This window comes from Streptomyces tuirus, from assembly GCF_014701095.1.
In the GTDB taxonomy this organism is placed as follows: domain Bacteria; phylum Actinomycetota; class Actinomycetes; order Streptomycetales; family Streptomycetaceae; genus Streptomyces; species Streptomyces tuirus.
Map to the genome: position 1 here is coordinate 1318700 of NZ_AP023439.1, position 15516 is coordinate 1334215.

At 72.0% G+C, this 15516-nt stretch carries 14 protein-coding genes; 8 read left to right on the forward strand and 6 right to left on the reverse strand.

What is annotated here, in order from left to right; all coding sequences use genetic code 11:
- Window positions 1–167: 167 nt before the first annotated feature.
- Genes IGS69_RS06195 through IGS69_RS06205 form a run of 3 tightly spaced genes read left to right on the forward strand, consistent with a single transcriptional unit; the run spans window position 168 to window position 3261 of the window.
- The gene (locus IGS69_RS06195) at window positions 168–1784 is read left to right on the forward strand and encodes a PP2C family protein-serine/threonine phosphatase (protein ID WP_190897576.1); all 1617 of its coding nucleotides are present in this window, start codon (window positions 168–170) and stop codon (window positions 1782–1784) included.
- Complete coding sequence (locus tag IGS69_RS06200) at window positions 1781–2887, forward strand: cobalamin B12-binding domain-containing protein (protein ID WP_190897578.1); 1107 nt, start codon at window positions 1781–1783, stop codon at window positions 2885–2887. Before IGS69_RS06195 ends, IGS69_RS06200 begins: the two co-directional genes overlap by 4 nt.
- A 23-nt stretch (window positions 2888–2910) precedes the next feature.
- A complete protein-coding gene (locus tag IGS69_RS06205; RefSeq protein ID WP_232543445.1) occupies window positions 2911–3261 on the forward strand; it encodes an STAS domain-containing protein in 351 nt (116 codons plus the stop codon).
- Between the two features lie 17 nt (window positions 3262–3278).
- Here IGS69_RS06205 and IGS69_RS06210 read toward each other — a convergent pair whose 3' ends face one another.
- The 3 genes from IGS69_RS06210 to IGS69_RS06220 are packed head-to-tail and all read right to left on the reverse strand — an operon-like array spanning window position 3279 to window position 6335.
- Window positions 3279–3872: a TetR/AcrR family transcriptional regulator gene (locus IGS69_RS06210; RefSeq protein WP_190897579.1), complete on the reverse strand. Its 594-nt coding sequence runs from the start codon at window positions 3870–3872 to the stop codon at window positions 3279–3281.
- 28 nt (window positions 3873–3900) lie between these two features.
- Entirely contained in the window at window positions 3901–5565 is a 1665-nt protein-coding gene (locus IGS69_RS06215; RefSeq protein WP_190897581.1) for a class I adenylate-forming enzyme family protein, read from the reverse strand.
- Window positions 5562–6335 (reverse strand): SDR family oxidoreductase, encoded by a 774-nt coding sequence (locus IGS69_RS06220; protein WP_190897582.1) that lies wholly within the window; start codon window positions 6333–6335, stop codon window positions 5562–5564. The genes IGS69_RS06215 and IGS69_RS06220 overlap by 4 nt, the downstream gene beginning before the upstream one ends.
- A 233-nt stretch (window positions 6336–6568) precedes the next feature.
- On the opposite strand from IGS69_RS06220, the gene IGS69_RS06225 reads away from it, so the two are divergent.
- A complete protein-coding gene (locus tag IGS69_RS06225) occupies window positions 6569–7804 on the forward strand; it encodes an exo-beta-N-acetylmuramidase NamZ family protein (protein WP_190897583.1) in 1236 nt (411 codons plus the stop codon).
- A 90-nt stretch (window positions 7805–7894) separates the two neighbouring features.
- On the forward strand, window positions 7895–9208 hold the full coding sequence (locus IGS69_RS06230; protein WP_190897584.1) for a serine-threonine protein kinase: 1314 nt from the start codon (window positions 7895–7897) through the stop codon (window positions 9206–9208).
- A gap of 68 nt (window positions 9209–9276) precedes the next feature.
- Here IGS69_RS06230 and IGS69_RS06235 read toward each other — a convergent pair whose 3' ends face one another.
- On the reverse strand, window positions 9277–12075 hold the full coding sequence (locus tag IGS69_RS06235; protein WP_190897585.1) for a penicillin acylase family protein: 2799 nt from the start codon (window positions 12073–12075) through the stop codon (window positions 9277–9279).
- A 264-nt stretch (window positions 12076–12339) separates the two neighbouring features.
- Between IGS69_RS06235 and IGS69_RS06240 the strand changes: the two genes are divergently transcribed.
- Entirely contained in the window at window positions 12340–12942 is a 603-nt protein-coding gene (locus IGS69_RS06240) for a hypothetical protein (RefSeq protein ID WP_190897586.1), read from the forward strand.
- Window positions 12943–13017: 75 nt separating this feature from the next.
- Window positions 13018–13794, forward strand: coding sequence for a 3-keto-5-aminohexanoate cleavage protein (locus tag IGS69_RS06245; protein ID WP_190904398.1), 777 nt, complete (start codon window positions 13018–13020; stop codon window positions 13792–13794).
- Here IGS69_RS06245 and soxR read toward each other — a convergent pair.
- Window positions 13751–14218, reverse strand: coding sequence for a redox-sensitive transcriptional activator SoxR (gene soxR, locus IGS69_RS06250; RefSeq protein WP_190897587.1), 468 nt, complete (start codon window positions 14216–14218; stop codon window positions 13751–13753). The two genes, IGS69_RS06245 and soxR, sit on opposite strands and share 44 nt — an antisense overlap.
- 109 nt (window positions 14219–14327) lie before the next feature.
- Between soxR and IGS69_RS06255 the strand changes: the two genes are divergently transcribed.
- Window positions 14328–14789, forward strand: a complete 462-nt coding sequence (locus IGS69_RS06255) for a MaoC family dehydratase (protein ID WP_190897588.1) — start codon at window positions 14328–14330, stop codon at window positions 14787–14789.
- A 41-nt stretch (window positions 14790–14830) separates the two neighbouring features.
- Here IGS69_RS06255 and IGS69_RS06260 read toward each other — a convergent pair whose 3' ends face one another.
- Window positions 14831–15466, reverse strand: coding sequence for a TetR/AcrR family transcriptional regulator (locus tag IGS69_RS06260; RefSeq protein ID WP_190897589.1), 636 nt, complete (start codon window positions 15464–15466; stop codon window positions 14831–14833).
- Window positions 15467–15516: the final 50 nt, after the last annotated feature.

The window sequence follows — 15516 nt, forward strand, 5'->3', positions numbered from 1 at the left end:
TGGCCGGCCGGGCGGGTAGGGACCCTGTTTCGGGGGGCGAATGCGGCGCGGATGCGGCCCTGTGCGGATCCGGTGGTTGCACCACGGACCCGGACTGCGGGACTGTGCATCGAGCACAGTCCGGTCTTCGCAGAGTGAGGTGTGGGTCACGCGTAGGGGCCCCGTACATGACTTCTTCCCCGGCCAGGCCCCGCACAGGCGCGGTGAGCACGGTGAGCGTCGCCTCCGCCCCCTGCCCCGTGGTGGTCCTGGACACGGACGGGCGCATCGCGGAGCTCAACGACGTGGCCGGCACTCTGCTGCCCACGGCGCGCGTGGGGCGGCCGCTGTCCTCCCCCCGCTGGCTGGCCGCCGCTGACCGGACCCGGCCCGCGCCCGTCAGCGGGACGGTGGGCGACCGGTCGTTCTCGGCGCATCCCTCCGTCGCGGCGGGCGGCCGCACGGTCTGGTGGCTGATGGAGGAGACCGCCTACCGCTCCGCCATGGGAGAGCTCGAGGCCGAGCGCGGGCGCACCCGGTTCCTGACCGAGGCCTCCAGTGCTCTGCTGGCCTCGCTGAACCTGGACCGGTGCATGGAGGTCACCGCGCGCCTGGCCACCGAGCATCTGGCCGATGCCGCGCTGGTCATCGCCCCCACCGCCGCCAGAACACTGCCGGTGGTCGCCTGCGACCACCGCGGCGAACTCACCCGCAGCACCGTGTCCGAGGCGCCGGACTCAGTGCCGGGTCTCGCCGAAGCGCTGCGGGGCTTCCCGCCGGTGCCCTCACGGTGGGTAGACCCCGCGTCGGCTCCGGACTGGCTGATCCCGGCAGACTTCGGCGAGGTCGGCTCGCTGGTGATCACACCGCTGCCGGGCCACGGCGTACCGGCCGGGGCGCTGATCCTGCTGCGCCGGGCCCAGCAGGACGCGTTCAGCGAGGCCGAGGAGTCGCTGGCTGGGCTGTTCGCCGCCCGGGCCGGCGCGGCGATGTCGGCCGCCCGCCTCTACGCGGAACAGAACTCGATCTCCGACACCCTCATGCGGGAGCTCCTGCCGCCCACCCTGCGGCAGACGGAGGGCGTGGAGTTCGCCGGCGGCTACCGGGCCAGCAAGGACACGGAGCGTGTCGGCGGCGACTTCTACGACGTCCACCCGCCCGGCGAGGACTCCCCCGAGACCCTCGTCGTGCTCGGGGACGTGGCCGGCAAGGGACTGGAGGCCGCGGTCCTCACGGGCAGGATCCGCAACACGCTGCACGCGCTGCTGCCCATGGCCGGCGACCACGCCAGGATGCTGCGTCTGGTGAACAACGCGATGCGCACCAGCCACCACACCCGCTTCGCCACCCTCGTGCTGGCCTCGGTCCGCCGGGAGGAGCACGAGGTGGTGCTGAGGCTCACGTCGGCGGGGCACCCGGCGCCGCTGATCATCCGACGGGACGGCACCGTGGAGGAGGCCGACACCGGCGGCACCCTGATCGGCGTCCTGCCGGCCATCACCTCCCGCACCGCTCAGGTCCGGCTGGCGCCGGGGGAAACCTGCCTGCTGTTCACCGACGGCGTCACCGAGGCCAGGGGCGGCCCGCTGGGCGACACCATGTTCGGCGACCAGCGCCTCAAGCGCGCGGCGGCCGAGTGCGCCGGCATGCCGGCCGAGGCGGTCGTGGAGCGCGTGCAGATGGTCACCTCGCAATGGATCGGCGACGGACGCCACGACGACATCGCCGTCCTGGCCATCACCGCACCGCGCGGTGCTCACCTCGGTGCGGTGGACGGGGCGAACCGGGGCAGGTACACGGCATGACCGCACCCATCACCGGCATCGACGACGGACCGGGCCGCCACGGCGTCGGCGCCCGCCTCTCCGCGCCCCACGACGAGGCCGCCTCCGGCCCGTGGGCGGACAAGCTGTGGGCCGCCGTCCGCACGGGAGACGAGTACACGGCCGTCTACGTCGCCACCGACGCCCTGGCCGCGGGTCTCGATCCCGAGTCGGTGCTGCTGGACGTCATCGGCGCCGTGCAGCACAGGGTCGGCCTCGAATGGGCGGCCAACCGCATGAGCGTGGCCGACGAGCACGCCGCCACCGCCATCAACGACCGGGTCATCGCCGTACTGCCGGCCCGCCGCCCGGCGAACGGCCGGGGCCGGATCACGGTCGCCTGCGTGGACCAGGAGTGGCACGCCCTGCCCGCGCGCCTGGTGGCCGAGACGCTGCGGCTGCGCGGCTGGCGGGTGGACTACCTGGGCGCGCAGGTTCCCACCGCCCATCTGATCAGCCACATCCACCGCACCGGGCCGGACGCGGTGTGCCTGTCCAGTTCGCTGCCCGTCCGGCTGCCTCTCGCGCACAGCGCGATCACCGCCGTCCAGGCCGCCGGCACCCCGGTCATGGCCGGTGGTCTCGCCTTCGGCCCCGACGGCCGCTACGCCCGCCTGCTGGGCGCCGACGCCTGGGCACCGGACGCCCGTGCGGCGGCGGACCGGCTCGCGGCCGGTCCCCTGACCCGGCCGGTGCCCGCGCACCAGGCGGTCGACGACCTGCCGCACCTGGCCGACCAGGAGTACACACTGGTCGCCAGGTCCTCCACGCGGCTGGTGCGTGACACCTTCCAGCGTCTGGAGCAGCACATCCCCGCGCTGCGGGACTACAGCGACGAGCAGCGTGAGCGCACCGCCGAGGACATCGCGCACATCGTCAGCTTCCTGACGGCCGCCCTGTACGTCGACTCCGACGAGGTCTTCACCGGCTTCCTCGCCTGGACCGCCGAGGTGCTCACCGCCCGACGCGTCCCGGCGCGCTCGCTGCCCCCGTGCCTGGACCTGCTGGAGGAGCAGCTGCACGACTTCCCCCGCGCCCGCCGGCTCCTCGACGCCGGACGCACCGCGCTCGCCTCCCGCCCCTGACCCCGAGACGCTGGACGAACTCCGTGACCACCTCCTTCGGCACCGGCCCGCACCCCGTGCGCCTGGCCCTCACCGGCGACCTGGACTACGACACCTGCGGGGAACTGCTGCTGAGGGTGCGGGCCGCCCTCGACGGGCGCCGGGAGGTCACGGACCTGCATCTGGACTGCCGGGAGCTGGGACTGGTCGACTCCATGGGGCTGTCGACCCTGCTCGAGATCCACCGCCGCGCCGGCCGGGACGGCATCGCCTTCCACCTGGAGGGCGTCGGCCCGGCGCTGCGGCGCCTGCTCGAACTCACCGGCACCTACGAGTACCTGACGAGCCCCCAGCGGTCGGGGCCGCGCCCCGAGAGCGGCCGGGGCCGCACCTGAAGCGGGCCGGACGACCGCTACGGGCGCAGGGCTCTCAGCAGCAGGTCGGCCAGGTGGTCGGCGACCTGCTGGGGCGTGAGGGGCCCGTCGGGGCGGTACCAGGTCGACAGGTGGTGGACCGAGCCGAAGTGGTAGTCGACCACGAGGTCCGCCGGGGTCGCCTTGGAGAAGACGCCCGACTCCTGGCCCTCCTCCACGAGCGCGCGGAAGCGTTCGTGGTACCGGCGGCGCTCGGCGCGGACCTGCTTGTCCTTCTCGGGGCTGAGGTGGTGCATGGAGCGCCAGAAGATCATCGCGTCGTCGAGGTTGTCGATGGTCGTCACCACGACGTCCGCGGCGGCGGCCCGCAGCCGCTTCTCCACCGGCTCGTCGGCCCCGGCCACGGCGTCCAGCCGCTCCTGCTGGATGCGTAGCACGCGCGCGTACACCTCGTGCAGCAGGTCGTCCTTGGAGCCGAAGTAGTGGTAGAGCGCCCCCTTGGTGACGCCGGCCGCTTCGACGATCTCCTGCACCGAGGTGCGGTCGTAGCCCTGCTCGGCGAAGAGCCGGGTGGCGGCGGCCAGGAGCCGCTGGGGCACGGGCGTGCCGTCCGAGTCCGTGGTCCTGGGCACTGCCGCCACCTGCCTTTCCGTTCTGCTGTCAGTTGCCTTGCGTACGGGAACGCAGTTCCCGACGGAGGATCTTCCCACTGGCCGTCTTCGGCAAGTCCGGAAGGATCTCCACCTGCCGCGGATATTTGTAGGCGGCCAGTCTCTCCTTGCAGTAGGCGGCGAGCGCATCCGGGTCCGTGTCGGCGTCCGGCCGCAGGCTGATGTACGCCTTGACGGTCTCCCCGCGGTACCCGTCGGGCACCCCGACGACGGCGGCCTCGCGCACCGCCGGGTGTGTGTAGAGGACGTCCTCGACCTCGCGCGGCCACACCTTGAAGCCGGAGGCGTTGATCATGTCCTTCTTGCGGTCGACGACGTAGAGCCAGCCCTGTTCGTCCATGAAGCCGATGTCGCCGGTGCGCAGTTCGGCGCCGGGGAAGGTCTCGGCGGTGGCGTCGGGGCGGCGCCAGTAGCCGGGCACGACCTGCGGGCCCCGGACGACGATCTCGCCCTGCTCCCCGAAGGGCACCTCCTCGCCGGCGTCGTCGACGATCCGTACGACCGTGTCTGGGCCGGGCAGTCCCACGGCCAGGGTCCCGGACACCGGGTCGACCGGCGCCTCCAGACCGGGCGGCACGGAGGCGCAGGGCGCGGTGCACTCGGTCAGGCCGTAGCCGTTGCGAATGTACGGCCCGAAGCCGGCCCGGAACTTCTCCACCAGGGCGGGCGGCAGCGGGGCGCCGCCGGAGGAGATCACCCGGAAGGAGGAGAAGTGGTCGCGGGTGACGGAGGGGTGAGCCGCCAGCGCCATGAAGGCCGTGGACGGTCCGACGGTGTAGTGCGGGCGGTGCTCGGCGAACGCGTCCAGCACCAGGCCCGGCTCGAAGCGGTAGGCCAGCACCAGCGTGCCCCCGCTGTTCAGGCAGGCGCCGAACTGGCAGACCATGCCGGTGATGTGGAACAGCGGCGCCAGCGCGAAGTACACGGGCCGCTCGGGCAGACCGAGGCCGGTCCGCTGCCGCTCGGCGTTGTACATGATGTTGCCGTGCGTGTTGGTGGCGCCCTTGGGCGTGCCGCTCGTGCCGGAGGTGTAGCTGATCAGCGCGATGTCGGAGGGGCCGGGATCACGGTCCTCGGGCGCCTTGTGCCCGGCCCGTGCCACGGTCACCAGGTCGTCGGCGTCGGGGGCCTGCGGCAGGCGCTCGAAGGTCAGTACACGCGCGTCGCCGCGGCTCTGGAAGTCCAGCTCGCACCCGGTGAGCACGATCCGCACCGGCGAGTCGGCGGCCGTCTCGCGCAGATACGACTCCCAGGCCCGGTCCGAACAGATCAGCGCGGCCACCTCGCCGTCCCGCAGGACGTGGGCCACCTCGCCCGACTTGTACATCGGGTTGACGGGCACGACGACCGCGCCCGCCTTCCACGCGCCCAGCAGGGCGAGCACGAAGTGCGGGGAGTTCTGCAGCAGCACCGCGACCCGGTCGCCGCGCCGCAGGCCGCGGGCCGCGAGGTGCCCGGCGACGGAGTCGCTGAGCTCGTCGACCTCGCGGTAGGTCAGCCGGCCGTCGAAGTAGGCCAGGAAGTCGGTGCCGGGCGTCTCGGCCACGGCGGCGCGCAGGGCGTGCACCAGGGAGCCGGCCGGGCTGATCGGGCCCTTCTGGGCGTCACTGAGCAGGCCGAGCCAGGGCTTGGCCGCGTAACGGGACTCGGTCACCGGGCCTCCTCCCACTGCTGCTGGATGCGGTTCATGCCGGACAGCCACCGGTCGGGGTCACCGGCCCGGGCCTGGTGGTAGGCGGCGACCTCGGGGTGCGGCAGGATCAGGAAGCGGTCCGCCTCGATGCCCTGAAGCAGCGCGTCCGCCACGGCCTCCGGCTCGATCGCGGTCGGCCGGAGCACGAGGTCCCCGGCGCTGCCGGTGGCGGCCAGCATGTCGGTGCGGACGCCCTGCGGGCAGATCGCGTGGACCTTCACGCCCCGGTGCCGGTACGTCAGCGAGAGCCACTCGGCGAAGGCGAGCGCGCCGTGCTTGGTGACCGCGTAGGGCGCGGCGCCGATCATGGTGAGCAGCCCGGCGGCGGACACGGTGGAGACGAACCGGCCGCTGCCGCGCTCCAGCCAGGCGGGCAGCAGTTCCTGCGCGGCCCGCACATGGGCCATCACGTTCACGTCCCAGGACAGGGCCCACGCCTTCTCGTCCAGCGGCTGCCCGGGCTCGATGCCGTCGGCGGCGACACCGGCGTTGGCGCAGTAGACGTCGACGGTCCCGCCGAGTGCGTCGCGGGCGTCGCCGATGATCGCCGAGGCGTCGCCGGGCACGGCGATGCCTCCGATGTCGTCCGCGATCTGCTTGGCCCGCTCGGCGTCGAGGTCGTTGACCACGACCCGGGCCCCTTCGGCGGCGAACCGCCGGGCGAGCGCGGCCCCGATCCCGCCGCCGGCCCCCGTGACAACGACTCCGGCCTCCTGAAAGGCTCCCACCATCGGTCTCCTCGTTCGCGGCTCAGCAATGGCGTCAGACTAACCGGTCGGTATGTACCAGGGAAGAGGCACGGAAGGGGCATCGACCACGCCCCTGAAAGGGGCGCGGGGCTGTACCCATATGCGGCTCCGCCCCGTGGACGCGACAAGCCACAGCCGGCCCCGCAGCCTCCCCACAGCCCGCGGAAGCGCATACCGTGCCCATGCCGACCGTTCCCGCTCAAGGAGGTCACCGTATGCGCCCTTCCAGACGAGCCGTCATCACCACTGCCACGGCGGCAGCCTTATCAGCCACCTCCACCGCAGCCGCCGCCCAGCGCCAAAGGCACCTGCGCACCGGCTTCGAACGCCTCGCCCAGGACGGCTACTCCCTGCTCGACGGCGAAAGGGTCGGCATCGTCACCAACCCCACCGGCATCACCCGCGACGCCCGCCACATCGTCGACGTCATGCACGCCGACAGCCGTGTCGGCCTCACCGCCGTCTTCGGCCCTGAGCACGGCTTCCGCGGCACCGCCCAGGCCGGCGGCTCCGAGGGCCGCTACGACGACCCGGCGACCGGCCTGCCCGTCTACGACACGTATCTCAAGAGCGGCCGGGCGCTCGCGGACATCTTCACCGCGTCCGGCGTGGACACGGTCGTCTTCGACATCCAGGACGTCGGCGCCCGCTTCTACACGTACATCTGGACGCTGTACGACTGCATGGAGGCCGCGCAGCTCGCCGGCAAGCGGTTCGTCGTGCTGGACCGGCCGAACCCGGTGACCGGCCGCGCGGCCCTCGGCCCGGTCCTGCACAAGGAGTTCGCGACGTTCGTCGGGCGGCAGCCCGTCTCCCAGGCGCACGGGATGACCGTCGCCGAGCTGGCGCGCCTGTTCAACGAGGAGTTCCTGACCGAGGCCGTACCGCTGGAGACCGTGACGATGTCGGGCTGGAAGCGCTCGGACTTCTACGACGCCTCCGGACTGCCCTGGGTGCCGCCGAGCCCGAACATGCCGACGCCGGAGACGGCCCTGGTGTACTCGGGGACGTGTCTGTTCGAGGGCACGAACCTGTCGGAGGGGCGCGGCACGACCCGGCCGTTCGAGCTGCTGGGCGCGGAGGGCGTCGACCGGCGATGGGCGGCCGCGGTGAACGAACTCGCCCTGCCCGGGGTCCGGTTCAGGGAGGCCTATTTCGCGCCCACGTTCTCGAAGTTCCAGGGGAAGACGATCGGCGGGGTGCAGGTCCATGTGCACGACCGGGCCGCCTTCGATCCGGTGCGCACGGGGATCGCCCTGCTCGTGACCGCGAAGCAGGTCTGGAGCGGTTTCGCCTGGCGCCCGGACCACTGGATCGACAAGCTCACCGGCTCCACCCGCGTGCGGACGATGATCGACGCGGGCGCGGACACCGACGAGGTGGTGGCGGGGTGGCAGGAGGAGCTGGCGGCGTTCCGCAGGACGCGGCGGAGGTACCTGCTCTACCGCTGAGGTGAATACGCCGTGACGTATGGCCAAGCTCCCCTGTTCGCAGGACGATGCGCCACATCGTGGCGTCACCCGGCGACCAGGGGGCCTGTCATGGCGGATCCGGCGATGAGTGTGACTCCCTACTGGGAGCTGGCCTTCGACGCGGACGGGGACCCGGGGGGCCGCGGGCGCGACCGGCTGCTCGCCGGGGTGCGGGAGCGGGGCGTGCGCGATCTGATCGTCTTCGCGCACGGCTGGAACACCGACCGCTCGGGCGCGAACCGCCTCTACGACCGCTTCTTCGCGCCCGTGCCGCGGCTGGCCCCGGCGGCCCGGGTCGGGTACGCCGGGGTGCTGTGGCCGGCGATGCGGTTCTCCGACGAGCCGATCCCGGACTTGCCGCGAGCCGTGGCGGCCGAGCCGGCGAGGCGCCCGGTGCTGGACAAGGACACCCGGCACGCCCTGCTGGAGACGTTCCCGGGCCGGGCGATCCTGGTCGACCAGATCGCCCGGCTGCTGGAGCAGCAACCGCCGGAGGAGGCCGAGCTGGAGGAGTTCGGGCGGCTGGTGCGGACCCTGGTGGAGGTGGTGGCGCCCGGGCCGCAGGCGCTGTTCGCGGCGGATACGGTGGCGGAGGGCGTGCCGCAGAGCGAGCCGGAGATGTTCGCCGGATCGGCGGCGGCCTGCGAGGAGTTCGCGCGGGCCCTGGGGGAGCTCGAGGCGTCCGGGCCGCAGCAGGGCTTCAGGATCCCCAGCCCCTGGGACGGCGCCCACGAACTGCTGCGGCAGGCGACGTACTACGCGATGAAGCGGCGCGCGGGAACCGTCGGGGAGCGGGGGCTCGGCCGGGTCGTCGGGCAGCTCGCGAAGGCGGCTCCGAAGGTGCGGGTGCACCTGGTCGGGCACAGTTTCGGCGCGCGGCTGGTGTCCTTCGCGCTGCGCGGCCTTCCCGAGGGTGTGCGCACGGTGAAGTCGGTGACGCTGCTCCAAGGGGCGTTCTCGCACTACGCGTTCGCGGCCCGGCTGCCGCACGACGCCCGGGCCGGCGGGGTGCTCCAGGGGCAGCAGAACCGTGTCGACGGGCCCCTGGTGTGCTGCCACTCCCGGCACGACGCGGCCCTGGGCACGATGTACCCGCTGGCCTCGCGGATGGCGGGCGACAGCCGGTCGGCCACCGAACTGGACATGGGGCGGGCCCTGGGCGCCAAGTGGGGCGCGATGGGCCACGACGGGGTGCAGGCGGTGCCGGGCACGCGTGCGTACACCCTCGCCGGGGCCCTGGAGGCGAGACTGCCCGCCTCGGGATGCGTGAACGTCGACGCGTCCGCCGTGGTCCGGCGCGGCGGGCCGCCGGCCGGTGCGCACAGCGACATCCTGCACGCGGAGCTGGCCCGGCTGGTGCTGGCGGCGGGCCGTGTGCGCTGACCCGCCGCCGCTTCACGCGTGACCGGTGTGGGCTGGTCACCGGTGTGTGGTGGTCACCGGTGTGGTGGTCACCGGTGTGAGGTGAATTCCACGACCTGCTGGTAGGTCGGCCGGTTCTGCCAGCTGATCTTGCCGTGCTTGATGCCGCCCAGGGTGCGGTGGTTGATGGAGTCGGCGCACCACTGGTCGCCCGCCGCGCACACGTCGTCGCCGGGGTAGACCTGGGCCGCGGTCTTTCCGGCCGCATGCTTCAGGGTGCCGATGAGGGTGTCCCGGCAGGCACCGAGGCTGCCGTCGCCGCAGTACGTGCGGGCCAGCGGCCCCTTCACCGGCTCACCGAGCACCGTGCGGATGTCCTTGTCGACGTAGCTCCACCAGCCGTACTGGAAGGAGCTTCCCGCGTGCGAGCCGGTCGGGCCGTGCGCGGCCGACGGGGACTCGTCGACGGGGAGGCCGGCGGTGACGGCCGTGTAGAGGTCGCTGCCGAGGCCCGGTTCGAACTCGGCCTCGACCAGGAGGGGCCACCAGGCGTCCAGGATGCGGATCGCGTCGGCGTCGGCGTACCTCTTCGAGCCGGCAGCGGTCTCCGTGCGCTTGCCGCCGGCGGCGACCCAGGCCTGGAGTTTGCTCACGGCGGCCGACGCGGCCGGGTCGGTGACGGGCGAGCTCGTGACGACCTTCAGGAGCTCGGGCAGGACGTCCTCGGCCCGCAGGTCCGCCAGCGCGGCGTCGGCCATGGCCTTCACCAGGGCGGCCCGGGTCACCCCGCCCTGCTGGACGAGCTTCTTCACCCGGTCCTCCAGGAGGTTGCCGCGGTGCACCGAGCCGTTGCCCCAGGGTGCGGTCGTGTAGTCCTTGGCCTGCTTGTTGTTCCAGGAGACGTAGTAGTCCTGGTCGATGGAGTGGGGGTGGGCGGAGGGCGGGGTGTAGTCGGCCGTGTTGGACGCCGGGTACCAGCCGCGCCACTCGTAGGCCGGCCGGGCCCATGCCGGGAACTCGGAGTCGACGCCGGCCGCGCGCACCGGGTTGTCGCCGCTGTTGTAGTACGCGGTGTGTTCGGAGTCGGCGTAGAACCAGTTGAAGGTGTAGTTGATGTGCTGCACGGCCTTCTGGAAGGACTCGGGGCCCTTGACGTGGTCGGGGTCGTTCAGCATCTGGAAGCCGATGATGGAGTCGGCCTCGTGCAGGAAGGACGAGCGCAGGGTGGTGTAGGCGACCTTCTTGCCGCCGACCGTCGCGCGGTATTCGACGGGTCCGTACTTGGTGCGCCAGACGCGCATGGTGTACGAACCGGCCGCGGTGCCGTCGGCGGTCGTGGGCTTCCAGGCATTCTTCTGCTCGATCTTCTCCATCGGCGTGCAGGTGCCGCGGTACAGGTAGTGGTAGTCGTCCTGGCACAGTTCGACGGCGTAGGAGTCGATGATGTCCTGGCCGGAGGTCGTGGCGCTCCACGCGTAGTCCTGACCGCGGCCGAGTTCGACGTACATGCTCAGGCCTGCGAAGGAGGCGCCGCGGGCGCTGATGCCCGGGCCCTGAATCTCCTGGAGCAGCAGCAACTGGGGGGCGAAGTAGCCGGTCTGCGGGCCGAACACGGCGACGGGGTGGCCACTGGCGGTGTGCTCGCCGCTGACCACGAGGGCGTTGGACATGCCGCGCCTGGCGGACGAGGTGGCGGTTTTCGCGGCGTGGCCGGAGGCGCCGGTCGCGGCGGCCGTCGCGGCGCTGCCGGTGCGGTCGTACACGAGAGGCTCCGGCTCCACCGAGCCGGCGTCGGGCAGGGCCGTGCCCTGCGGGTCGGCCGGCTTGGTGCCGTAGGGGAACCTGCCGCCCTGCTGGGTGAGGACGGCCTCCGGGTCGTTGCGCATCCGGAAGGACTCCCAGACCTCGGTGCCCTCGGTGACGCCGTACTTCTCCTGGGCGGCCAGCAGCGAGAGGGCGTTGTTCACGTCGCCGCCTCCGCCGGAGCCGAACAGCGCGCCGATGACGGAGGCCAGCGCGACCAGGTCGGTGATCTTGAAGTGTTCGATGGTTCCGGCGTTGGTCACTGAGTCCTTGTGCCCGGTGAGTACGTACTCACCGGGGAAGGTGCGCCCGCTGTCGGAGGCGTCGATGTAGGAGTTGATGCCGTCGAGGTAGGCCCTTGCGTCGGCGAGGGCCTGTTGTCCGCGTTCGCCGTTGGTGGCCACGGCGTTGTCGATCTGCGCCCGCAGATCGGCCTCGCTGTACGGGGCGTGCCGCCAGAACTGCTGCTCGAGGCCCTGGTTGGAGGGCGCACCGCCCGCGAAGGAGGTCAGCTGTCCGCGCCCGACGTGCCGGAAGACGTCCATCAGCCACAGCCGGTCCTGGGCCGCCGCATAGCCGGCGCCGAACTCCGTGCCGTATCTGGTGGTACCGGTGATGTGCGGCACACCGGTCTTCTTGTCCCGGACGATCGTCACGTCACCGCGTCCGGCGGGTTTGACGGTGGAGGCGACCTGGTCGGCGGGGACCCCGAAGGACGCGTCGTTGAAGAAGGTGTTGATCTTGTCGTTGGTGAGGCCCGAGTAGCCCTTGGCCAGGTCGGCGTAGGGCCCGAGCTGGTCCTCGGCATGCTGGGGCTGGGTGCCGAAGGCCTGGTTGAGGAGGATCTGCGCGAGGGTGGCGTTGCCGTTCTGACCGGGCGGGAGGATGTCCGAACACTGATTGCCGCAATGGTCGTTCGCCGCGGCCGTGACCTGCGCCGCCGCCGTTTCCGAGGCGCCTGCCGGGGCAAGCGGCGACAAGAGACCCGCGATCAGCGTGCATACCGATGCTGTCTTCAGGAACCCGGGGATTCCGCTGGGAGTTCTCATTCTGTCGAGAACGGTGCGTGGGGCACGCCGTGGCATGGGGGGCTCCTCCCGACGGGGGTGGGCGGGATGTTACCGCCGGTATCCCCCGGCTTGAAGATGAACAAGCGTCACTTTGTGAAGTCAGCACAACAGGCACAGGAATCACGGCAGTCGACTCGCGAGCCTCTTCGGGCCGCTTATGGAGGCCATTTGAAATCGGATGGAGCCGATTCGCTTGTCGATACGTCTATTCGGCGACGTCCGTACGACGACGCCGAAGTGACCGGATTACAGGTGCAGGTGTGACGGAGGTGCAGGACGATGGCGGGTTTCCGGAGTCTGGCGAGACAGGTGCGCGATCCGCGGTGCGATCTGGCCTTGCGGCGTTATTCGCTGCGCAAGTGCCTTGAGAGGTTCGCGCCTTACGGACACAGGGCGACCTGGGACCATCTGTGCTCCCGGGCGGGGTTCGGCCCCGAGGACCGCTCTCCCGATCCGGTGCGGCTCGTGGCCGCACTGGACGAGCTGGAGGAGGCGCGGGCGGTCTGGCTGGCCTACGAGGTCGAGTTCGCCGAGCGCCGCAAGAAGGAGAAGCACGACGGGCTGCGCAGCCCGGGCAGTGTGGACGACTGGCACCGGCTGACCTGGGGCGGTTTCGGTGTGGCCTGGTGCGACGATCCGGCGGTCCATCCCCGTGAACCGCTGGCCGAGGTGCTGCGCCGGCTGATCGCCGCGCTGGAGCGCGAGCCGGGCTCGCAGTGCCCGGTGTGCGACGGGGAGCGGCTCGTGTGGAGGTACGACCTGGACCACGAACCCTCGTCCGGTCCGGTCTGCACGGACTGCGGAATCCTGGTGCCGCGCCCGGTGCTCACGCCCGAGTCCCTGGCGTACGCCCGGCGGACGAGGCTGTTGGTGTCGGCTTGACGGATGCGGGTGCGCGGGGGGTGCGCCGGGGATGCCGCACCCCCACTGCCGGTGGTGACTGGCACCATCGACGCCATGATGCAGGTGTGCCTGAACGGTTCGCGGACGGCCGCTGACGGCGTGGCCGTGCCGCTGACACCCGAGTCGATGGCCGACTCGGCCGCCGAGGCCGTCGCCGCCGGGGCGACGGACATCCATGTCCACCCCAAGACGCCCTGCGGACACGACACGTTGTCGCCGCGGGTGCTCGCTCGGACGCTGTCGGCGATCCGGGAGCGGGTGCCGGTGCCGGTCGGTGTGACCACGGGCGCGTGGGCGGAACCCGACCCCGCCGCCCGGCTGCGGCGGATCCGCGACTGGACCGTGCTGCCCGACCACGCCTCGGTCAACTGGCACGAGCCGGGGGCGGAGGAGACGGCCGCGCTGCTCATGGAGCTCGGGGTGGGCGTGGAGGCCGGCATCTGGTCGGGCACGGACGGGGCCGAGCGGTTCGCGGCCTCACCGCTCGGGCCGAAGGTCCTGAGGGTCCTGGCGGAGGTGACCGACACGGACCCGTCAGCCGCCGTTTCCTCCGCGCGGGCCCTTCTGTCCGGCATCGGGACGGCACACGGACGCCCGGTGCTGCTGCACGGCGAGGACGGCGGCGCCTGGCCGGTGCTGCGACTCGCGGGCCGGCTGGGCCTGGCCACGCGGATCGGGCTGGAGGACGTCCTGGTGCTGCCGGACGGCGCGCCGGCGGGGTCCAACGCCGAGCTCGTCGCGGCCGGTCTGACGGAGCACGCGGCGGGCCGGGCGGATGCCTCCCCCGCTACCCCCGACCGCCCCGGTCGACCATCAGACGGGAACCGGTGAGGCGTTCACCGAAGACGTCGTCGGGGTTGGACAGGACGCAGGTGTCCAGGGAGAGGCAGCCGCAGCCGATGCAGTCGGCGAGGTGGTCCCGCAGCCGGTTCAGCTGTTTGATGCGCTCTTCCAGTTCGGTGCGCCAGACTTCGGAGAGGTGCGCCCAGTCCTCCCGGGTGGGCGTGCGCTCCTCGGGGAGTTCCGCGAGCGCTTCGCGGATCGTCGCCAGGGGGATGCCGACCCGTTGCGCGGCCCGGATGAAGGCGACCCGGCGGAGTGTGTCGCGCGAGTAGCGGCGCTGGTTGCCCGAGGTCCGGCGGCTGCCGATCAGGCCCTTGGACTCGTAGAAGTGCAGGGCCGAGACGGCGGCGCCGCTGCGCGCCGCGAGCTGGCCGACCGTGAGCTCATGGATCTTCTCTGGAATCCGGTGCACCCCTCGAACCCTACCGAGTGCGTTGACACAGCCCCCTCGGCCGACCATGCTAAGCAGTCGCTTAGAGATTGAGCGCGCAGACCCCCTGCACACGAGAGGCCTGGAAGACATGGCAGAGCCGAGGATCTTCACGTCCGTCGACGAGCTGAAGTCGGCAGTGGGCGAACAACTGGGGTACACCGACTGGCTCGACGTCGACCAGAAGCGGATCGACCTCTTCGCGGAGGCCACCGGCGACCACCAGTGGATCCACGTCGACCCGGAGAAGGCCGCCGCCGGCCCCTTCGGCACCACCATCGCGCACGGCTATCTGACCCTGTCGCTGCTGCCCCTCTTCGGGCCGCAGCTGATCGCCGTCGAGGGCGTGAAGATGGGCGTCAACTACGGCACGAACAAGGTGCGTTTCCCCGCTCCGGTCCCCGTCAACTCCCGGCTGCGGGCCACGGCGACGATCAGCGCCGTCGACGAGGTGCCGGGCGGGGTCCAGGTGGCCGTCGCCTTCAGCGTCGAGCGCGAGGGCGGCGACAAGCCGGTCTGTGTCGCCGAGTCCGTGGCGCGCTACTACCTCTGAGGCCGGTCCCGGACCACCTCCGAGGCCGCGGCACCCCGGCCTCAGTCCGTCGCACCCCGGGCCCCGACCATCCGCAGCACGAGGTCGGCGTACAACTCGCCGACCTGCTCCGGCGTCCGGGGCCCGTCGACGTTGAACCACCGCGCCACGTCGATGCAGAGGGACAGCACGGCCAGCGTCGTGCCGTGCACGTCGACGACCTCGAACTCGCCCGAGCGCGCGCCCTCCTCGATGATCCCGCGCACCTCGCCGTCGACCTGGCGCCGGAGCGCGAGGATCTCGGCGCGGGCGTCCGGCCCGAGCGATTCGAGTTCGTACTGCACGACCCGCGCGGTGGTGCGCCCGCCCGCGTGCCAGCGCACGAAGGAGCTCACCGCGTCGGCGAGCCGCTCGGTGGGGCTGCCCTCGCGCCGCGACGCCGTCCGCAGGATCTCCAGGGCCTTCTCGTGCCCGATCCTGCTGATGCGGTGCAGCAGCTCTTCCTTGGTCTTGTAGTGGATGTAGAGCGCCGCCGGGCTCATCCCGGCGCGGCCCGCGATGTCACGGGTCGTCGTCGCGTGGTAGCCACGCTCGGCGAAGGCCTCCACCGCGGCGACCAGCAGCCGCCGCGCCGCGTCGGGCGTGACCTCGCCCCACGCCTGCGCCTCGCCGCCGGCCGTCTCCTCCGCCGTACTCATCACTCGCCCCTCTCCACTGGCAGGAGCAACACCATACCGCCGAAGGTGAG